Source organism: Streptomyces sp. NPDC048442, from assembly GCF_040651475.1.
Lineage (GTDB): Bacteria > Actinomycetota > Actinomycetes > Streptomycetales > Streptomycetaceae > Streptomyces.
In genome coordinates this window covers 17,052-36,994 of sequence record NZ_JBEZKB010000008.1, presented here as the reverse complement: position 1 = coordinate 36,994, position 19,943 = coordinate 17,052, and the positions used below count along the sequence as shown (strand labels likewise).

Sequence of the window (19,943 nt, the reverse complement as noted above, 5' to 3'; positions counted from 1 at the left end):
ACACCACCACACACAGAACGGCCCCCGGCTGGGAGTGCAATCCCGGCCGAGGGCCTCACCACCGCGGAAGGACCAACTTCCCGATGACTCCTGACGACAGTACCGGGCGTCCGAACTTCTTCACCGACAGGCGCAAACCCACAAGCCGTGAGCCCTCTCCCGGAGGGCAGCTGGTCACTCAGCTCCGGGGCGTTCCGGCCGACGCGCCGAGCTTGGTCGAGGCCCAGCAGTTGCGGGAGCGTGGATGGCGCCTGGTGGTCGTCTACTGCCGTATCTCCTTCGACGTCCACAGGCGCGACGCCCACGGCGTGGAAGACCAGACCAGGCACTGCAATCGCATCGCGGCCGAGAACAAGATGATCGTCATCCACCGGTTCATCGACAACGGCATGTCCGCCTCCAAGGCCGGCGTCGTACGTCCTGACTTCGAAGCCATGCTCGCCGCTCTCGACAAGGGGGCCACCAGCACCGGATACCCGATCGACGGTGTTGTCTGCGTGGCAGACGACAGGCTCTACCGTGACGAACACACCTACCAACGATTCAGCCGAAGCTTCAAAGCCTTCCCCGGACGTTCATACGCCGACGAACTCGGTCCGCACGACCTGTACAACGAAGGCTCGGCACAGCGTGGCCTCATGGGCGCCGCAGCCGCACAGGCCGAGAGCAAGAAACAACAACAGCGCGCGAAGCTGAACCACCGGGCACGCGCCGAACGTGGCGAGCCTGTCTCCTCCCGCCGCCCCTTCGGGTGGAACAGCGACAAGTACACACTGCATCCTGGCGAGTCGGAGGTAGTACGGCAGGGCGTACAGGGGCTCCTCGCAGGAAAGACCCTCACCGCCGTCACTCATGAATTCACTGCATCCGGGTTCACCAGCACCCTGGGGAATCCATGGCAGTCACAGACCGTCAAATGGGTTCTGCGCAACCCCCGGATCTGCGGCTATCGAAGACTGGGCGGGGAGCTGGTGGTCGGAGCCGACGGAAAGCCCGTCGTGGGCCAATGGGAAGCCATCGTGTCACCGGACGACTGGCTGGCCGTCGCGGAGCTACTGGACAAGAAGCGTCACCCCGGCGGGTGGGACAGATCCGGAACCCGGTCGTCACCCAACAGCGGGTATCTGCTGACCGGGCTGGTCCGATGCGGAGGACTGACGCCCGAGGGTCGCATCTGCGGTGTTCAGATGCATGGAGCCCCCGCCGGGAACTCGTACGTGTACAGATGTCGCACGGTGACCAACGGAGGCTGCGGCAGAGTAAGCAGCCAGGGCCCAGCCGTGGACGATCTCATCACCGAACGCGCGCTGGGCCTGCTCACGCTACGATCCCCCGCCCCCTGGCCGGACGAACACCGGCTTGAGACCGTCCGTCAGCGCACGTCCATGCTTCAAGAGCAGTGGTACGCCGAGGAGATCGATGACACGGACTACTTCTCTCAGCTCAGGTGCGAGGAAGCTCAGTTGAAAAGTCTTGTCAAGGAGCGCAAGAGCTGGGCATGGAAGCAAAGCTCGGCCGGTCCACCCGAAATGTGGTCCGGAATGACGCTGGGAGAGAGGCGCGAGGCCCTCATTCGCCTCATCGAAGTCGTAGCCGTCCTCCCGGGCAAGAAGGGATCCCGCACTTTCGACCCGGCAAGGATCGTCATCGTCCCCCGGCAGAACGAAGCATCCGTCGCCTGACGGCTCGCAGGGCCCGAGCCGAAAGCCGGCAGGGCCCTGCACCATTCCTCTCCGATACCTCAGCCCTTCACGCAGACGACCTGCTTCAGCTTCGCGACGACCTCGACCAGGTCGCGCTGCTGGTCGATGACCTGCTCGATCGGCTTGTACGCGGCCGGGATCTCGTCCACGACACCGGAGTCCTTGCGGCATTCCACGCCCCGCGTCTGGTCCTCCAAGTCCTTCGTGGAGAAGCGCTTCTTCGCGGCACCACGGCTCATCCGCCGACCCGCGCCGTGCGACGCGGAGTTGAAGGACGCCACGTTGCCGAGGCCCTTCACGATGTACGACCCCGTGCCCATCGAACCCGGGATGATCCCGAACTCGCCGGAGCCGGCCCGGATGGCGCCCTTACGAGTGATCAGGAGATCCATCCCGTCGTAGCGCTCCTCGGAGACGTAGTTGTGGTGGGCGGAGATGACCGGCTCGAAAGTCACCCGGGCTTTCTTGAACTCCTTCCGGACCACATCCTGGAAGAGGCCCATCATGATGGCCCGGTTGTGCTTCGCGTACTCCTGCGCCCAGAAGAGGTCATTGCGGTACGCCGCCATCTGCGGTGTGTCCGCAATGAATACCGCCAGGTCACGGTCGACCAGGCCCTGGTTGTGCGGAAGCTTCTGGGCCTGCCCGATGTGGTGGTCGGCAAGCTCCTTGCCGATGTTCCGCGAACCGGAATGCAGCATGAGCCAGACCGAATTTGCCTCATCAAGACAGAACTCGACAAAGTGGTTGCCGCTTCCGAGCGTTCCCATCTGTTTCACTGCACGATCGCGACGGAATTTGACCGCATCCGCCACCCCCTCGAACCGCCCCCAGAAGTCCTCCCACCCCGCCGTCGCGAACCCATGCAGCCGCCCCGGATCCACCGGATCCGCATGCATGCCCCGCCCCACCGGAATCGCCTGCTCGATCTTCGAGCGCAACCGCGACAAATCACCCGGAAGATCGTTCGCGGTCAGGGAAGTCTTGACGGCGGACATGCCGCAGCCGATGTCGACGCCGACCGCCGCCGGGCAGACCGCGCCCTGCATGGCGATGACCGAGCCGACCGTGGCGCCCTTGCCGTAGTGGACGTCCGGCATCACGGCCAGGCCCTTGATCCAGGGGAGCGTGGCGACGTTGTGGAGCTGGCGCATCGCGCCCTCCTCGACCGTCGCCGGGTCGGCCCACATGCGGATCGGGACCTTCGCGCCCGGCACCTCTACGTACGACATTTCTCCTCAGTTCCCCCGAAGCGTGAGTAATCACCCGAGATATAAGCAACATTCGCAAAGCGAAAAAAGGGTGGGAAGATCCGCAAAAGGGACAGCGGACCGGCATCCACACCGGCCTGTGCGATACACATTGTGGTCATCGGCCACCTCCGGGCGGCAACTAAATTTCCTCCGAAGGAGGCCTGGGAACGTGCCGCGAAAGCCGTCTGCGCCGTCTGTGTACGTCAAGGGGCGCGTACCCGGCCTTGTGCCGGGGCTCGCCCTGCTCGCTGCCCTCACCATGGGCGCCACCGGCTGCTCGGGCGACAGTGGCACCACGGACGGTGCGACCGACGCCAAGCCCGGTGAGTCCGCCGCACCGGCCGCCCAGCCGGGCAAGTACCGCACGCTCCCCGAGCCCTGCCGGATCATCGACCGGGGCACGCTGAAGGCGATGCTGCCGGGGGCCGAGACACTGCCCGACGAGCAGCAGCAGAAGCTGTTCGGGGGCGATCCCGCGGTGACGTACGACACGGACCGGCGGGTCGGCTGCCACTGGAAGGCGGAGTCGCCGGACGCCACGCATCTGCTCAGCGTGGACTTCGAGCGGGTCGTCTCGTACGACGACGCGGTGAGCGACGACGACCGCGCACAGGTCGTGTACAAGGAGAAGTTGGACGCCGCGGACCTGCCGGCGCCGCCCCCTCCGGCCACCGCCCCCACCTCCCCGTCCCCGACCGGGAGCCCCGCTCTCCCGACCGCGACCGGCACGCCCGGAGCCCCCGGTTCTCCTTCCGGTACGCCTACGGCTCCCGACCCGAGCGGTCTTGAGCCGCGTACCCTCGGCGGTCTCGGGGACGACGCCTTCCTCGACGAGACGAAGGTGGGGGCGGGGGCGGTCCAGGACCGTACGATCTCGGTCGTCTTCCGGACGTCGAACGTGATCGTGAGCATCGAGTACGGCGAGCAGCCGGGCGGCACCGGCCAGATCCCGGACAGCAAGGTGCTCCAGGACCGGGCACAGGGCCTGGCCCGTAAACTCGCCGAGCAGTTCTCCTCCAACAGCGAGTGACCGACAGCAGCGAGTGATCCACGCAGTACGCGACAGAGGCAGTACGCGACAGAGAAGGAACTACAGGAACCATGTACCGAAAAGCCCCCCGTATCGCCCGCATCCTGACCTGCGCGGTCGCCGCTCCGGCACTGCTCGTCATGGCCGGCTGTTCGTCGGACTCCGGTTCCGGTTCGGGTTCCGGTTCTGACGGCGGCACGAAGAAGGACCAGAGCGCTGCCGCGAAGCAGACGCCGTCGGCCGCTCCGACGGTGGCTCCGGCGAAGTTCGCGAAGCTGCCGGACGTGTGCAAGGCGGTGACGAAGGACACGGTCGGGGAGCTGGTGCCCCAGGCCGAGGAGCCCGGCGGCACGGCGGACAAGTCCTCGGACCCGGAGATCCGCCGGGGCTGCTCCTGGAAGGGCCTGGACGACAAGGGCGTGAAGGGTTCGCAGTACCACTACCTGACGTACCTGCTGCAGCGCTTCGAGTCGAACCTGGTGCTGGGCAACGGTGAGAAGCGGGCCGACCAGGAGCTGGCCAAGCAGGTCACCAAGGTCAAGGGCAAGGACGGGGCCAAGGACTCCAGGACCAATCCGGTGAGCGGGATCGGTGACGCGGCGTCGATGACCTCGTACCAGGCGCGCGAGTCGGGCACGGACTTCCAGCACGCGGTCGTGGTGGCCCGTACGGGCAATGTCGTGGTGACGCTGGACTACAACGGTTCGGGTTACTCGGGTGCGAAGCTGCCGGACTCGGCGGACCTGATGAAGGGTGCGCAGAAGGCGGCGAAGGAGGTCGTGGCGTCGATCGCCGCGGCCAACAAGTAGGCGGGCGAGTAGGCGGGCAAGTGGGCGGACAGGTGGGCGGGCAATTGGGCGGGCAGGCAGAAGTCCGCTCGTAGCGGCCCACTTGTAGGGGGGTAGTCAACGACTTGACTACAACTGGGCCCGGTTCGAGCAGGTTTGCGGGGGTTCGGTCCTCATGCGAGGACCGGGCCCCCGTGTGCGTGTGCCAGGCTGAAGCCGCCTGGCAGGTACCGCCGGGTGTGGACGTACGGGAGGGGATCGCGGGTGGCCGCGATGCAGTTGACACGCACGCACCGAATACTGATCGGCGTGGTGGTCGCCGGTGCGGTGGTCATCGCGGGTATCGGTTTCGCGGGTTCGTACGCGGCGGTACGCGAGTTGGCCCTGGAGAAGGGCTTCGGCAGCTTCTCGTACGTCTTCCCGATCGGCATCGACGCGGGCATCTGTGTGCTCCTGGCGCTGGACCTGCTGCTGACCTGGATGCGGATCCCGTTCCCGCTGCTGCGGCAGACGGCGTGGCTGCTGACGGCGGCGACGATCGCGTTCAACGGTGCGGCGTCCTGGCCGGATCCGCTGGGCGTGGGCATGCACGCGGTGATCCCGATCCTGTTCGTGGTGTCGGTGGAGGCGGCCCGGCACGCGGTGGGGCGGATCGCGGACATCACGGCCGACAAGCACATGGAGGGCGTGCGGCTGACGCGGTGGCTGCTGTCGCCGTTGCCGACGTTCAGGCTGTGGCGGCGGATGAAGCTGTGGGAGCTGCGTTCGTACGAGCAGGTGATCAAGCTGGAGCAGGACCGGCTGATCTACCAGTCCCGGCTGCAGGCCAGGTTCGGGCGGTCGTGGAAGCGGAAGGCGCCGGTCGAGGCTTTGATGCCGCTGCGGCTCGCGAAGTACGGGATCCCGATCGCGGACACCGCGGCGGCGGGGCTCGCGGCGGCGGGCATCGAGCCGATGCTGTTGCCGCCCGCGCCGGTGGCGGCGACGGCTGCGGCGAACGCTCCGGCGTTGCCTGCCGCTCGGCGGGAGGGGGAGGACGGGGGCGAGAGTGCCTCCGGTCCGATAGCGGAAGACCAGGTTCAGGGGCACCCCGATGTACGGGACGGGTCCGCCGGGGCGCAGGCCGTGAACCTGGAGAAGCAGGCTCCGGAGGCCGATGTCCCGGCCCCTGCCGAGCAGCCGCAGGAGCAGGAGCGGCCGCAGGAGCACCCGAGCCCGTGGTTCGCGGCTCCGGTCGGACACCAGGCGTCTGCGACGCAGGGCCAGCAGGTTCCGTACGGTCCTGAGCAGTATCCGGCGGAGCAGTACGCGGACCAGTACGACGAGCGTTTCCCGCAGGGCGGCGACGTGGACGCGCACCCGGTGATGGTGCCGTCCGGTCCCGGCCGCAGCCGTCCGCTCGGCGGCTACAACCCGGACTACGACGCCGAGTTCGGGCCCGACTTCGCTTCCGCCGAGGGCGCTGCCGAAGCGGACTTCGTGCTGGACGACGACGCGTACTACGACGCGTTCCGCAAGTGCGCGGGGGCGAACGGGGCGTTCCCGACGCCGCTGCAGTTCGGTTCGTACCTGAGCGACCTGTACGGGCAGCAGCTGCCGGTGGAGGAGCTGGAGACGTACACGAAGCGGTACGAGGAGCGGTTCCAGCTGGAGCTGGACGAGCACATCGCCTGAGCCCGCGCCGCTCAGTAGCTCCGGGCCTTGGCGCGCTTCTTGGCCGTCTCGCCGACGAAGGCGAGCGCGGCGCCGACGACGGCCATCGCGATGTAGAGCCCGGTGTGCGGGGTGAACCACTTGTGCAGCAGGCCCCAGTCGTTGTCGAACCAGGTGCGGCCCACGAAGCCGAGGATGCCCTGGATGGCGACGATCCAGCCGACGGTGAGGACGATTTCGTTCTTCATGAGCCCAGGATGGCCCGGCGGCCACCGGGCGCGCGTCGTGCGCGAGGCGGAACGGGGGGCCTGGCGGTCCACCGAAAGATGCAGCAAGTTCTCACCGTGCGGGGGCGCTGGGCGCTGGGCGGGAGCGTTTGCACCGTGCGGGTGCGTCGTGGCTGATCGCGCAGTTCCCCGCGCCCCTAAGTCAGCCTCCTTGGGCAGCGGGGCCGCCCCCCGGGGGCGGGACGGGTGGGCAAGGGGGCGGCCCCCACGCGGAGCCCGCCCTCTCCGCGGCCGCACGCCCTCGCGACCGCCCCAGCCCCCCCCGGCTACGCCCCCAAAAGCTTCCGTACCCGTTCCGCCCCCACCGCCAGCAGCAGCGTAGGCAGGCGGGGGCCCGTGTCGCGGCCCACCAGCAGCTGGTAGAGCAGCGCGAAGAAGGTCCGCTGGGCCACCTTCAGCTCCGGCGTCGGCTTCGCGTCCGCCGGCAGGCCCGCCTGGATCTTCGGGACGCCGTAGACGAGCGTCGTCAGCCCGTCCAGGGACCAGTGCGAGTCGAGGCCCTCGGCAAGGAGCCGCAGCGACTCCCGGTCCGCTTCGCCCAGCGCACCGAGCGTCTCCGCGTCCGGCTCGGACCGCACCAGCGTCCGCTGGTCGGCCGGGACGTACGCCGTGATCCACGACTCCGCCCGGTCCAGCCGCGGCCGGACCTCGTCCAGCGACACGATCGGGTCCGTGGGGTCCAGCTCGCTCAGGATGCGCAGCGTCTGGTCCTCCGTACCGGCCGTGATGTCGGCGACGGAGGCCAGCGTCCGGTACGGCAACACCCGCGGTGTGCGCGGCAGTTCACCGGCCGCGGTCCCGATCGCACGGGCGTGGGCCGCCGCGTCCGCCGGGAGCACCGTCCCGTCCGCGACCTTCGCGGAGAGCTTGTCCCACTCGTCGTACAGCCGCTGGATCTCCTGGTCGAAGGCGATCTTGAAGGACTGGTTGGGCCTGCGGCGCGCGTACAGCCAGCGCAGCAGCGGCGCTTCCATGATCTTCAGCGCGTCGCCCGCGGTCGGGACCCCGCCCTTGGAGGACGACATCTTCGCCATGCCCGAGATGCCCACGAAGGCGTACATCGGGCCGATCGGCTGGACGCCGTCGAAGACCTCGCGGACGATCTGCCCGCCGACGACGAAGGACGAGCCGGGGGACGAGTGGTCGACGCCGCTGGGCTCGAAGATCACACCTTCGTACGCCCAGCGCATCGGCCAGTCGACCTTCCAGACCAGCTTGCCGCGGTTGAACTCGTTCAGGAACACCGTCTCGGCGAAGCCGCACACGCAGGTGTAGGCCAGCTCGGTCGAGTCGTCGTCGTACGAGGTCACCGTGGTGAGGTCGCGCTCGCACTGCCCGCAGTAGGGCTTGTACGGGTAGTACGAGGAGCCGCTCGTGCCGTCGTCCTCGGCCGCGGCGCCGGAGCCCTCGGCGGCCTCCAGCTCGGCCTCGTCGAGGGGCTTCTGCGACTTCTTCGCGCCGGGCTTGTCCTTGGTGCGGTAGCGGTCCAGTACGGCGTCGATGTCCGCGCGGTGCTTCATCGCGTGCAGCACCTGCTCGCGGTACGTACCGGCGGTGTACTGCTCGGTCTGGCTGATGCCGTCGAACTCCACGCCGAGCGCGGCGAGCGCCTCGACCATGGGGGCCTTGAAGTGCTCGGCCCAGTTCGGGTACGCGGAACCGGCCGGGGCCGGGACCGAGGTCAGCGGCTTGCCGATGTGCTCGGCCCAGGACTCGTCGATGCCGGGGACGCCGCCCGGCACCTTGCGGTAGCGGTCGTAGTCGTCCCAGGAGATCAGGTGACGGACCTCGTACCCGCGGCGGCGGACCTCGTCGGCGACCAGGTGCGGGGTCATGACCTCGCGGAGGTTGCCGAGGTGGATGGGGCCCGACGGGGAGAGTCCGGACGCGACGACAACGGGTTTGCCAGGCGCACGTCGCTCCGACTCGGCGATGACATCGTCCGCGAAACGGGAGACCCAGTCGGTCTCGGGGGTGCTGCTCTGAGCCACGGTCGGCACGTCCTTGGTTCTCCGGATTCTGTGAAAGCTGGCGTAGGCCATTGTCCCAGACGGCGGGAGCGAGCCCGGGGTTGCTTTATATCGGGAGGAGGGGCGAGGGGGCGCGTGAAATACTGGGTCGCACCATCAACCCGATCTTCCACAGGAACGGCACCCCATGGCCTCGGTCCCCTCGCTCGCCTCGACCGTCAATCAGCGCCTCGCGGACGCACTCTCGGCAGCCCTGCCGGACAGTGCTCCCGCGGACCCGCTGCTGCGCCGAAGCGACCGGGCCGACTTCCAGGCCAACGGGATCCTGGCCCTCGCCAAGAAGGCGAAGGCGAACCCGAGGGAGCTGGCGGCGCAGGTCGTCGAGAAGCTCCCGGCCGGTGACGTCCTCAAGGACATCGAGGTCTCAGGGCCCGGCTTCCTCAACATCACCGTCTCCGACCGCGCCATCGTGGAGACCCTCGCCGCCCGCGCCGCGGACGCCCGGCTGGGCGTTCCGTACAACGACGACGCCGGCACGACGGTAGTCGACTACGCGCAGCCGAACGTCGCCAAGGAGATGCACGTCGGGCACCTGCGGTCCGCCGTGATCGGTGCGGCGATGGTCGAGATCCTCGAATTCACCGGCGAGAAGGTCGTACGGCGCCACCACATCGGCGACTGGGGCACCCAGTTCGGCATGCTCATCCAGTACCTGGTGGAGCACCCGAGCGAGCTGGACCACGGCGGCGCGGACAAGGTCGACGGCGAGGAGGCGATGTCCGCCCTGAACCGGATCTACAAGGCGTCGCGGGTCCTCTTCGACTCCGACGAGGAGTTCAAGGCGCGCGCCCGGGACCGGGTGGTGCACCTCCAGGCCGGTGACCCCGAGTCGCGTGCGCTGTGGCAGCGGTTCGTCGACGAGTCGAAGATCTACTTCTACTCGGTCTTCAACAAGCTCGACATGCAGATCGAGGACGCGGACGTGGTCGGCGAGTCCGGCTACAACGACATGCTCGAAGAGACCTGCCGGATCCTGGAGGAGTCGGGCGTCGCGGTCCGCTCCGAGGGCGCGCTGTGCGTGTTCTTCGACGACGTGAAGGGCCCGGACGGCAACCCGACGCCGCTGATCGTCAAGAAGTCGAACGGCGGCTACGGCTACGCGGCCACCGACCTCTCCGCGATCCGCAACCGGGTCGGCGACCTCAAGGCGAACACCCTGCTGTACGTGGTGGACGTCCGGCAGTCGCTGCACTTCAAGATGGTCTTCGAGACGGCTCGGCGGGCCGGCTGGCTGACCGAGGACGTCACGGCGCACCAGCTGGGCTTCGGCACGGTCCTCGGCAAGGACGGCAAGCCGTTCAAGACCCGTGAGGGCGAGACCGTACGGCTGGTGGACCTGCTCGACGAGGCGATCGAGCGGGCGACGGCGGTCGTGCGCGAGAAGAACAACGAGAAGGTCGCCCTGACCGAGGACGAGATCGTCGAGAACGGTGCGCAGATCGGCATCGGTGCGGTGAAGTACGCCGACCTGTCGACGTCGGCCGCCCGGGACTACAAGTTCGACCTGGACCAGATGGTGTCGCTGAACGGCGACACGTCGGTGTACTCGCAGTACGCGTACGCCCGGATCCAGTCGATCCTGCGGCTGCGCGGCGAGGCCACCCCCGTGGCCCACCCCGAGCTCGAACTCGCCCCGCAGGAGCGGGCGTTGGGGCTGCACCTGGACCAGTTCGGCGAGACCCTGGCGGAGGTGGCCGCGGCGTACGAGCCGCACAAGCTGGCCGCGTACGTCTACCAGCTGGCCTCGCTCTACACCTCGTTCTACGCCGAGTGCCCGGTCCTCAAGGCCGACAGCCCGGCGCAGGTCGAGAACCGGCTGTTCCTGTGCGACCTGACCGCCAGGACCCTGCACCAGGGCCTCGCACTGCTGGGCATCCGGACGCCCGAGCGGCTCTGACCTGCTCCTTCGTACGTACGTGAACGGCCCCGGCGGGAGTGATTCCGCCGGGGCCGTTCCCGTATCTGCTCAGGTCCCGTATCTGCTCAGGTCCCATGCCTGCTCAGGGGTACTGCTCCCCGCTCCCGTCGTCCAGCGGCTTCTCCCAGGCGGTGCTGCCGAGCGGGTGCACGTACAGCGGCCGCCCCGCCGAACCGCTCGTACGGAACGGTTTGCCGTGGTTGTCGATGCGCTGGATGCCGCGCTTCCCGTCGCTGGACCACTCCAGCTCCAGGTACCAGGTGACGTCGTGGGTGCGGGCGCGGGCCTTGACGTAGAAGACCTCGGGGTCGGTCTCGCTGATCTTGTACGGGAAGTCCCGCTGGCCCGCGTGCGGGGCGGCGGAGGGGCGGCCCGCGTCGAGGTCGACGGCGAAGGACTTGGTGTCGACGTTGCCGCCGCAGCCGACGCCGGCGGCGTACCGGTTCCAGAGCACGGGTGCCTCGTTGCGTACGACGCGTACGTGCAGGGCCTGCAGGACGACGGTCTTCTTCGAGCGGCCCTGCAGGGTCAGCGCGACGAGTTGGTCGTCGGCGGAGACGGCCTTGTACGAGGCGGCCCAGCCGGGGGCGTCCTGCTCGCTGGGCGGCGGGGCGACGTGCTCGGGTGCGCTGTCGATGAGGAAGAACTGGCTGCACGGGCTCTCGTAGACGAAGGGGCGGACGGCGGCGGAGAAGGGTGAGACGGATCCTTGGCCCTCGCTCCCGGCCTCGCTGTCCTTGCTTCCGCCCTCGCTGCCGACTTTGCTGCCGTCCGTACTGCCGTCCTTGCTGCCGCCGGAGTCCTGCCCCTGGCCGGGGGCGCCGGTGGGCGCCGAGGGATCGGCGCCACCGGGCGCACCGGAACGGGGAGGGGTGGCGGGAGGGGACTTCGCGGCGCCGCCGCTGTCGGCGCCCGCGCTCGTACCCCCACTTCCGCTCGGTGCGATCGACGACACGGCGCGGGCGGGTTGATTGCCGGAACCTCCGCTCCACGCGCCGTCCCACGGGTGCGTGACGAGCACGGTGGAGGCGGCCACGGCCAGTACGGCGCCCACCCCGATGAGCACGTTGCGCCGCCGCTTGCGGAGGGAGGCCGTGGAGGTGCCGGAGGTGGCGTCGGCGTCGGCGTCGCCAGTGTCACCGTCACCGCTGCGGAGCGAGACGAGGGGCTCGGGCGAAGCCGGCCGGTCCGGGGCGGCCGGCCCCGACGACGCAGGCCCCGACGACGCAGGCCCCGACGGTACGGGCCCTGGCGGTACGGACCCTGGCGGTACGGGCTCCGACGGCGCAGGCTCCGACGGTACGGACCCTGGCGGTACGGGCGCCGCTTCCGGAGCCGCAGCCCCCGCACCTGAACTGCCCGCGGCCGCCTTCTTCCCCCGCTCCGCATCCGCCAGGATCCACAGCCGGTGCACCCGCACCATCTCGTCCCCAGTGGCCCTGCAGAGCCGGGCCAGCCGCTCCACCGGCGCGAATTCCGTCGGTACGGCATCCCCGTTGCAGTACCGGTGAAGCGTCGACGTACTCATGTGCAGCCGCTTGGCGAGCACTCCGTAGCTGAGCCCCGAACGGCCCTTCAGCTCCCGCAGGGCTTCCGCGAGTTCAGCCGTTCCCCCAGTGTCGGACACCGGTACCCATCCCATCCCGGCGTTCCAGGAACGCCGCATCACCGCAGGTCAAAGCCTGTGCGAGCGTTCCAGCCGTCCCCAACTGCCCGTCAGCCCTGGCGGCCGGGACGGCCCGTCGTACAAGCTCTGGGCATCAAAGCACGCCGCCCCCGGCAACCGGTCGAGCGGCCCCTTTCACCACACGCAGCAACTCACTCCGCATCACACCGAAATGAGATCCGCCATGTCCGCACACACCGCCCGCAGCGCACACACCGCCCGCACCGCCCGCCTCCCCCGCACCGCCCGCCGCACTCGTCTGTTCGCCGCCTCGGCGGTGGCCCTCGTCGCGACGCTCTCCCTCAGCGCCTGCCAGAACGGCGAGGGCACCAAGGACGCCGGCGCCGCACAGACGTCCTCCCCCGCCGCCAACGGCACCACGGACGGCAACACCGACAGCAAGCCGTCCGGAACGTCCAAGCCCGGCCAGCCCGGCCAGTCCGGCGGCGACGCCCAGCAGACCTCCTCCAGCACCGGAGGCTCCGGCTCCAGCACCGGCAGCAAGGGCAACGGCAACAGCAACACCAGCGGCAACGGCAAGGGCGGCAGCGCCGGCACCGGCACCACCGCCCCTGACTCCCCCGACGCCCCCGCCCACCGCGCCCGCTGCGACGCCGCCAACATCAAGGTGACCGCCCAGGTGACGAGCCGCCCCCTCAACACCATGATCCTCACGGCCACCAACAAGGGCTCGAAGCTCTGCGACCTCTTCTACGCCCCGGTCGTCCGCTTCGAGGGCGCCCAGTCCGTACCGCCGTCGATGAAGGACACCCAGCCGCAGGCCGTGGTGAGCCTGAAGCCCGGCGAGAGCGGCTACGCCGCCGTGAAGCTCTCGTCGCCCACGGGCACCCCGGACCCCGGCTACACCGCGAAGTCGCTCTCCCTCGGCTTCTACGACGCCGGGCACCGCAACGTGGACGGCTTCGTCAACGTGGGCCTGCCCGCCAAGGGCGTCTACATCGACTCCTCGATCAAGGTCTCCTTCTGGCAGTCCTCCCTCGACGACGTCAACAGCCTCTGAAGGCCCTCAGGCGCCGCGCCGCCCCATCTTCGCCGCCCGCCGGTCGTACCCCTTGGTGTCCCACCACTCCTCCAGCAGGGCCCGTACGAGATGCACGAGTTGCGCGAGACGGTCCGGGTCGGGTGCGGGCGAGGTCAGGACGTCCAGGAAGGACTTGTCGTCCCAGGGCAGGGTGAAGACCCACGACTCGTCCTCGAAGCCGGTCCCGCTGACCGTGAGCCGGTACGTCAGGGTCACGTCGTCGCGCCCGTGATGGTCGACGGTCAGCTCGCGCACCGCGAAGCTGACCTCCCCGTCCCCTGTGGTGTACGAACGCGCCAGCGCGCGCTCGGCGGGCGTACGAACGGTCATCGCCGCTCACCCGCCCTTCCCGTCTCCCGGTCCGCCTGGTCCGCATGGTCCGCCTGCCGTGCGGGCACGGCCCACGGTACGCCGACCGGGCGGGCGGGGCGCGTCAGCACTTCGCGGCTGCGGCGAGGGAATTGACCTTGTACGCGGTGAGCAGCTCGTAGGGCCCCGCCGGGGTGCCGAGGATGGTGCGGAACTTCTCGACGCTCGGGCAGGCGGCGGTGTACGTCGAGAACCCGCCGCGCCCGTTGGGCCGCCCCGACCAGAAGGCCGCGCTGATCTTCCGGTCCATCGTGGCGTTCCAGCCGTGCCGCGCCTTGATGTGCTTCCAGCCCCAGCTGCTGGTTCCGCAGCGCAGGTTGTACTTGCCGGGACCTCGGTAGTAGTGCTTCAGCACATAGTTGCGACTGTGACTCCTGCACAGGGCATCAAAGCTGGCGGCCGCCGCGTCAACGGCCTGGCCGGGCGCCACCTGGCCGGGCGCCGCCTGGCGCGCGACCGGAGCACCGGCACTCGCCGTGCCCGCGGCCGGGATTACCAGCACCGCAGCAGCAACTGCTGTAACCAGCACAGACTTTACTGAACGTACATCGGTGAGCCGCACAGATTTTCCCCCTCAAGGATCCCACCGGCACCCGTCGGTCACACAGGAGCCGCCATGCCGGGCCCGTCGCCCGGACACATTCCCTACCTCATCATTTGCGTTTGCTTAAGCCAAGACACAAATGGGACGCCGACCAGAGCGGGAGAGCGGCTGCCGGAACACCCCGTTCCATGCAAGCCCCCAGGTCCGCCCCCGTCCGCCCCGCCCGACCCCCTCCCCCTCGCACCGTGGGGCGCATGCGACGACTGGCCGAAATTCGCCGCTGCCCACCTTGCGGTAACCACCCACAAATAAGTGCGTACTTGATGACCCCACCGCCCTCCGCACACCATCAAGGGGCCCATCAAGGAGCCCCACCGAGGGGCCCACCACACCCCACCCCCTCCCGGAGGAGCACCCCGCCATGCCCACGAACACGTCCACGCCGGCCCCGACCCCCGCCCCCGTCACCTTCCTCGGCCTCGGCAACATGGGCCAGGCCCTCGCCGCAGCCGCCCTCACCGCCGGTCACCCCACCACCGTCTGGAACCGTTCCGCGGCCCGCACCGGCCCGCTCGCCGCCCAGGGCGCGACCCCCGCCACCACCGTCGCCGAGGCCGTCGCCGCGAGCGAGCTCGTGATCGTCTGCCTGCTCACCAACGACACCGTGACCGAGGTGCTCACCCCCGTCGCCGAGTCCGGCGGCCTCACCGGCAAGACCCTGGTCAACCTCACCAACGGCACCCCCAACCAGGCGCGGGAGCTGGCCGGTTGGGCACGGGAGCACGGCGCGGCATACGTCGACGGCGGCATCATGGCCGTCCCGCAGATGATCGGCGGCCCCGCCGCGTACGTCTACTACAGCGGCGACGAGGCAGCCTTCACCACGCACCGCGACACCTTCGCCCGCTTCGGCGACACCCGCTTCGTCGGCACCGACCCCGGCTTCGCCGCGCTGTACGACGTCGCACTGCTGACCGGCATGTACGGGCTGTTCGCGGGCGCCACCCAGGCGCTCGCCCTGATCCGGTCCGCAGGCCTGCCGACCGGCCCGTTCTCGGAGGATCTGCACCAGTGGCTGGCCGCGATGGCCCCCTCCACCGCCCACTGGGGCAAGGCCCTCGACACCGACAGCCACCTCACGGACGTCTCCAACCTGGCCGTCAACCAGGCCGCCCTCCCTAACCTCATCACCACCCACCTCGAACAGGGCCTGCCGGTGGACCTCATCACCGGCCTCCAGCCCCTCCTTGACCGCGCGGTCGCCGCGGGCCACGCACACGACGGCCTCTCCCGCCTCGCGGAAGTACTCAGCCGCTAGGAACCCCGCGCCTGATCCGCCCCCGGCCACGCGAACTCGCACCACACCACCTTGCCGATCTCCCGGTCCCCGACGCCCCACCGGTCGGCCAGCGCACCGACGAGCAGCAGCCCGCGCCCGTACTCCAACTCCCCGTCAGGGCGGGCCGCCTCGACCCTGCCACCGCCGCTGTCGTGCACCTCGATCCGCAGCAGGCCACCCCCGGCCAGCACCCGCACGTCGAATTCCCGCCCCGGCGGAACCCCGTGCCGCAGCGCATTCGTCGCGAGCTCGCTCACGCACAGCAGTACGGGTTCGATGAGCGGGCCCATCCGCCAGTCCTCCAACGCCCAGCGGACGAACGCCCGCGCGGCGGGGACGGAGCGGCGCTCGCGGCGGTAGAACTTCTGGCGCACCAGGGTGAGTTGAGTCGTCTCGTTCACGGGACGAGGGTTGCGGGCCGGGGCCGGTGGGGAGCACTGGGCCGACCCGTACAAAAAATCTGTACGGGCGCACCCACGCTCAAGCACGCGCGCGCACGGGGAGTTAGGAACAATGAGCCCCAGGCAACGCCAGAGGAAGAACGCATCGGCCATGAAGATGCTGGGCAAGCAATTGGCCAGGTTCCGCGAAGCGGCCGGTTACACCCAGCAGGCGCTTGCGGATGCGGTACAGGTGGACATGGAGACGATCGCCTCGATCGAGCAGGGCAGGCGCGCCCTGCGCGCCGACCTCGCCCAGAAACTCGACGAACTCCTCGACACCCGGGGCGCGTTGCTCGTCGGCGTCGAGAACATGCCGGAGGTCGACCAGTTCCCCCGCTGGGCCGAGGAGTACATGGCGCACGAGCGGGAGGCGCTGGCCCTCTCCTGGTACGACAACCAGGTACTGCCCGGCCTGCTCCAGACCGCCGCCTACGCGGAAACCGTGCTGCGCAACCGCGTCCCTGCGTTCGACGAGGACGAGATCGCGAATCTCACCCAGGGCCGCCTGAAACGCCAGGAGATCCTGCACCGCAAGGAGCCGCCCACCGCCAGTTTCGTCATCTGGGAACCGGTGCTCCACCTGATCCTGTGCGCCCCGTCCGACCACCAGGCCCAACTGCGTCACCTGCGTATCTGTGCCGATCTCCTCGACGTATCGATCCAGATCCTGCCGCTGACCGGCACCAAGCACGCGGGCCTGAACGGCACCTTCACCCTCCTCGAAACCCCCGAGCACCAGCACCTCGCCTATGTCGAGAGCCAGCTCGGCAGCCAGTGGGTCTCCGACCCCGACGACGCATCCAGGCTGGCCCGCAAATATGCGATGCTGCGAACACAGGCACTCAACACCGACGACTCCAAGGGCCTGTTGGACAGACTGCTAGGAGATCAATGAGCACCGCACTGCAGTGGTTCAAGTCGAGCTACAGCGGCAGCGAGGGCGGCCAGTGCCTCGAACTCGCCTACTCCTGGCGCAAGTCGAGCTACAGCGGTGACGAAGGCGGCCAGTGCGTCGAAATCGCCGCCCACCCCACCGCCGTCCACGTCCGCGACTCCAAGAACCCCGAAGGCCCCACCCTCACCCTGGCCCCCGCCGCCTGGTCCGCCTTCGCCCGTACCGTCTGAAAGCCCTGCCCCGCTCCGAACGGGCCGAACGGCGCGCGTTTCCCTACCTGCCGCATACGAACCTGGGACTGTCCCCCCTCCTCAGCCCAGGATCGGCCCCCGCACGCCTCCGCGCGCCCCCGCCCTCGTACGCCGCCTCGCCCTGCCCGGCACGGCTCTGCTCGCCACGCTGCTGGTCACCGGCTGTCAGGACACCACCAAGGCGGCACCCTCACGCCCCGCGTCCCCGTCCACGGCCTCGACGGCATCCACGGAGTCCGCCACACCACCGCCCACCCCGACGCCGTCGGCGACCCCCACCGAGACCCCGCCCCGCACGCCCACCGCGATACCGACGCCCTCGGCTGCGACGCCGAAGCCCGCCGCGCCCCCGCTCCGCCTCGCTGAGCCGCCCGCTCCCCCGCGCAGCCACGCCCCGAAGCCGTCAACGCCGCCGAAGCGCACCGCTCCGGCCCCGGCGAGCGGGGCGACCCTCTCCCCCAACGGTGAACGCGGACGGCACCCGGATCTCCTGCCACAGCGCCCCCGGCGACCGCCTCCGCCGGCACTGAGGGCAAGCCGCCCGGCGACCCGCCCCCACCAGGCCCCCGCTCAGCGCAGCGCCCGCGCCGCCTCGGTCGCCCAGTACGTCAGGATCATCTGCGCACCCGCCCGCTTGATCCCCGTCAGCGACTCCATGATCGCCTGGTCGCGGTCGATCCAGCCCTTCTCGGCGGCCGCCTCGACCATCGCGTACTCGCCACTGATCTGGTACGCCGCCACCGGCACGTCCACGCTCTCGGCGACCTTCGCGAGGATGTCGAGGTACGGGCCGGCCGGCTTGACCATCACCATGTCCGCGCCCTCCGCCAGGTCCAGCGCCAACTCCCGCATGGATTCACGGGAGTTGGCCGCGTCCTGCTGGTACGTCTTGCGGTCGCCCTTCAGCGAGGACCCGACGGCCTCCCGGAACGGCCCGAAGAAGGCGCTCGAATACTTCACGGTGTACGCGAGGATCGACACGTCCTCGCGGCCGATTCCGTCCAACGCATCGCGGACGACACCGACCTGACCGTCCATCATGCCGCTCGGCCCAACCACGTGGGCACCCGCGTCGGCCTGTACCTGCGCCATCTCCGCGTACCGCTCCAGCGTCGCGTCGTTGTCGACACGCCCCTGTGCGTCCAGCACCCCGCAGTGGCCGTGGTCGGTGAACTCGTCGAGGCACAGGTCGGACATGACCACCAGGTCGTCCCCGACCTCCTCGCGCACCGCGCGCAGCGCCACCTGGAGGATCCCGTCCGGGTCGGTGCCCGCGGTCCCCGCCGCGTCCTTCTTCGCTTCCTCGGGTACGCCGAACAGCATGATCCCGGAGACCCCCGCCGTCACGGCCTCGACGGCCGCCTTCCGCAGGGTGTCCAGCGTGTGCTGGTAGACCCCCGGCATCGCGGAGACCGCCACCGGCTCGCTGATTCCCTCCCGCACGAACGCGGGCAGGATCAGATCGGCAGGGTGCAGCCGCGTCTCCGCGACCATGCGCCGCATCACAGGAGTCGTCCGAAGTCGGCGGGGCCGTGCCCCCGGAAAGGATCCGTACTCAGTCATGCGTCCACGCTAAACCCGCTCCACACCCCCCGTTACCGACACCCTGCCGGTCGCACCACCCAGCGTCACCGGCCCCCGCGCCCGGTCGTTACGCTCCCGTCCGTCCCAAACACGGACTACTCGAAAGGAAAACGACGTGACGGACCAGCTCTCCCTGGCAAACTCCCAGGACCCTCAGGACTCCCAGGGTTCCCAGGACTCCCAAGGCTCCCTCCCGAACCGGTCGGCCGGGCCGACCGGTCCGGCCCCTGCCGACCAGCCCGGTCAGCCCGACCAGCCCGGTCAACCCCACCAGCCCGAACTGGCCCGCCTCCGCGCCGAACTCCGCCACCTCCGCGCCCGCGCCCACACCCACCCCCTCATCTCCCAGGCCCAGGGCATCCTCCAGGAGCGCTACGCCCTCCCCGACGGCGAATCCGCCTTCGCTCTCCTCCAGCGCGCCTCCCAGCAGCACAACGTCCGCATGCGCCTGCTCGTCGAGGCGGTCATCCGCACCCCGCGGCCCGACCCGCCACCGGCGCCGCAGCCGACCCCGCGCGCCCCCTCCCTGTGGTTCCCGCAGCGCACCCGCCTCCCCGCCCCGCAGCTCACCTACGAGGCCGCCCGCCGCACGAACGGCGACGGCCTCAACCAGGGCACGGTCCTGCGGTCCGTGCTGAGCCAGCTCCTCACCGTGACCGGCACCGACATGGGCAACGTGCAGCTCCCCGACCGGGTCCGCGGAGGCCTGCGCCTCGAACACCACACCGGGCTGTCCGAGGACTTCGTCGAATTCTTCGCCCACGTCGGCGAAGACGGCACCTCGTGCGCCGAAGCCGCCCGCACCGTCTCCCAGGTGACCGTCAGGAACGTCGAGTCCGACCCGATCCTCGACGAGCCCTCCCGCCTGGCGATCCTCGAAGCGGGCAGCCGCGCCTCCCACAGCGTGCCCCTCGTCACCCCGGCCGGGGTCTGCCTTGGCATGGTCTCGGCCCACATGGACCGTCCGCTCAAGGCGATGTCCACCGCGCAGGACGAGGCCATGACGGAACTCGGCGCCCAGGCCGGCCAATGGCTCGCCTGGTACAACCGCACGGTCCTGCTGGACGCCCTGGAGTTCCTCCACACCATGGGTACCCGCCGCCGCGGCACCGCCTCCCGACGCCGCTGAGCCGGGCCCGTACCGTACG

19 protein-coding genes are annotated in these 19,943 nt (G+C 69.7%); 10 read left to right on the top strand and 9 right to left on the bottom strand.

The features are described from left to right. Nucleotides 1-212 precede the first annotated feature (212 nt). On the top strand, nucleotides 213-1,682 hold the full coding sequence (locus tag AB0D18_RS14405) for a recombinase family protein (protein WP_362416828.1): 1,470 nt from the start codon (nucleotides 213-215) through the stop codon (nucleotides 1,680-1,682). A 59-nt stretch (nucleotides 1,683-1,741) separates the two neighbouring features. On the opposite strand, the gene AB0D18_RS14400 is transcribed toward AB0D18_RS14405, so the two are convergent. Beyond that, nucleotides 1,742-2,935: an RtcB family protein gene (locus tag AB0D18_RS14400; protein ID WP_362416825.1), complete on the bottom strand. Its 1,194-nt coding sequence runs from the start codon at nucleotides 2,933-2,935 to the stop codon at nucleotides 1,742-1,744. Between the two features lie 190 nt (nucleotides 2,936-3,125). Between AB0D18_RS14400 and AB0D18_RS14395 the strand changes: the two genes are divergently transcribed. From AB0D18_RS14395 to AB0D18_RS14385, 3 genes are all read left to right on the top strand, one after another. Then, nucleotides 3,126-3,986, top strand: coding sequence for a DUF3558 domain-containing protein (locus tag AB0D18_RS14395; protein WP_362416822.1), 861 nt, complete (start codon nucleotides 3,126-3,128; stop codon nucleotides 3,984-3,986). A gap of 71 nt (nucleotides 3,987-4,057) precedes the next feature. Continuing rightward, nucleotides 4,058-4,795, top strand: a complete 738-nt coding sequence (locus tag AB0D18_RS14390) for a DUF3558 domain-containing protein (protein WP_362416819.1) — start codon at nucleotides 4,058-4,060, stop codon at nucleotides 4,793-4,795. Between the two features lie 252 nt (nucleotides 4,796-5,047). Next, nucleotides 5,048-6,448: a DUF2637 domain-containing protein gene (locus tag AB0D18_RS14385; protein ID WP_362416816.1), complete on the top strand. Its 1,401-nt coding sequence runs from the start codon at nucleotides 5,048-5,050 to the stop codon at nucleotides 6,446-6,448. 11 nt (nucleotides 6,449-6,459) lie between these two features. Here AB0D18_RS14385 and AB0D18_RS14380 read toward each other — a convergent pair whose 3' ends face one another. Then, a complete protein-coding gene (locus AB0D18_RS14380; RefSeq protein WP_362416813.1) occupies nucleotides 6,460-6,675 on the bottom strand; it encodes a hypothetical protein in 216 nt (71 codons plus the stop codon). 305 nt (nucleotides 6,676-6,980) lie between these two features. After that, nucleotides 6,981-8,714, bottom strand: a complete 1,734-nt coding sequence (lysS, locus tag AB0D18_RS14375; RefSeq protein WP_362416811.1) for a lysine--tRNA ligase — start codon at nucleotides 8,712-8,714, stop codon at nucleotides 6,981-6,983. 157 nt (nucleotides 8,715-8,871) lie between these two features. On the opposite strand from lysS, the gene argS reads away from it, so the two are divergent. Continuing rightward, entirely contained in the window at nucleotides 8,872-10,641 is a 1,770-nt protein-coding gene (argS, locus tag AB0D18_RS14370) for an arginine--tRNA ligase (RefSeq protein WP_362416809.1), read from the top strand. Nucleotides 10,642-10,744: 103 nt separating this feature from the next. On the opposite strand, the gene AB0D18_RS14365 is transcribed toward argS, so the two are convergent. Next, nucleotides 10,745-12,289, bottom strand: coding sequence for a helix-turn-helix domain-containing protein (locus AB0D18_RS14365; protein ID WP_362416807.1), 1,545 nt, complete (start codon nucleotides 12,287-12,289; stop codon nucleotides 10,745-10,747). A gap of 223 nt (nucleotides 12,290-12,512) precedes the next feature. Between AB0D18_RS14365 and AB0D18_RS14360 the strand changes: the two genes are divergently transcribed. Continuing rightward, nucleotides 12,513-13,349, top strand: a complete 837-nt coding sequence (locus AB0D18_RS14360) for a DUF4232 domain-containing protein (RefSeq protein ID WP_362416805.1) — start codon at nucleotides 12,513-12,515, stop codon at nucleotides 13,347-13,349. A 6-nt stretch (nucleotides 13,350-13,355) separates the two neighbouring features. Here AB0D18_RS14360 and AB0D18_RS14355 read toward each other — a convergent pair whose 3' ends face one another. Further along, nucleotides 13,356-13,700, bottom strand: a complete 345-nt coding sequence (locus tag AB0D18_RS14355; RefSeq protein ID WP_362416802.1) for a hypothetical protein — start codon at nucleotides 13,698-13,700, stop codon at nucleotides 13,356-13,358. A 103-nt stretch (nucleotides 13,701-13,803) separates the two neighbouring features. Continuing rightward, on the bottom strand, nucleotides 13,804-14,241 hold the full coding sequence (locus AB0D18_RS14350; RefSeq protein WP_362416799.1) for a hypothetical protein: 438 nt from the start codon (nucleotides 14,239-14,241) through the stop codon (nucleotides 13,804-13,806). Nucleotides 14,242-14,704: 463 nt separating this feature from the next. Between AB0D18_RS14350 and AB0D18_RS14345 the strand changes: the two genes are divergently transcribed. Then, the gene (locus AB0D18_RS14345) at nucleotides 14,705-15,601 is read left to right on the top strand and encodes an NAD(P)-binding domain-containing protein (protein ID WP_362416796.1); all 897 of its coding nucleotides are present in this window, start codon (nucleotides 14,705-14,707) and stop codon (nucleotides 15,599-15,601) included. Here the strand turns inward: AB0D18_RS14345 and AB0D18_RS14340 are convergent. Beyond that, on the bottom strand, nucleotides 15,598-16,023 hold the full coding sequence (locus tag AB0D18_RS14340; protein ID WP_362416793.1) for an ATP-binding protein: 426 nt from the start codon (nucleotides 16,021-16,023) through the stop codon (nucleotides 15,598-15,600). The two genes, AB0D18_RS14345 and AB0D18_RS14340, sit on opposite strands and share 4 nt — an antisense overlap. 112 nt (nucleotides 16,024-16,135) lie before the next feature. Here AB0D18_RS14340 and AB0D18_RS14335 point away from each other — a divergent pair, with 112 nt between their 5' ends. Continuing rightward, on the top strand, nucleotides 16,136-16,960 hold the full coding sequence (locus AB0D18_RS14335) for a helix-turn-helix transcriptional regulator (protein ID WP_362416790.1): 825 nt from the start codon (nucleotides 16,136-16,138) through the stop codon (nucleotides 16,958-16,960). Next, nucleotides 16,957-17,190 (top strand): DUF397 domain-containing protein, encoded by a 234-nt coding sequence (locus AB0D18_RS14330; protein ID WP_362416787.1) that lies wholly within the window; start codon nucleotides 16,957-16,959, stop codon nucleotides 17,188-17,190. Before AB0D18_RS14335 ends, AB0D18_RS14330 begins: the two co-directional genes overlap by 4 nt. A 186-nt stretch (nucleotides 17,191-17,376) precedes the next feature. On the opposite strand, the gene AB0D18_RS14325 is transcribed toward AB0D18_RS14330, so the two are convergent. Both AB0D18_RS14325 and hemB read right to left on the bottom strand, forming a co-directional pair. Then, nucleotides 17,377-17,673 carry a hypothetical protein gene (locus AB0D18_RS14325; protein WP_362416784.1) on the bottom strand — a complete coding sequence of 99 codons (297 nt, stop codon included), beginning with the start codon at nucleotides 17,671-17,673 and terminating at the stop codon, nucleotides 17,377-17,379. Nucleotides 17,674-17,781: 108 nt separating this feature from the next. Beyond that, entirely contained in the window at nucleotides 17,782-18,774 is a 993-nt protein-coding gene (gene hemB, locus AB0D18_RS14320; protein ID WP_362416781.1) for a porphobilinogen synthase, read from the bottom strand. A gap of 136 nt (nucleotides 18,775-18,910) precedes the next feature. Here hemB and AB0D18_RS14315 point away from each other — a divergent pair, with 136 nt between their 5' ends. Next, the gene (locus AB0D18_RS14315) at nucleotides 18,911-19,924 is read left to right on the top strand and encodes an ANTAR domain-containing protein (RefSeq protein WP_362416778.1); all 1,014 of its coding nucleotides are present in this window, start codon (nucleotides 18,911-18,913) and stop codon (nucleotides 19,922-19,924) included. The last annotated feature ends 19 nt before the right edge of the window (nucleotides 19,925-19,943 follow it).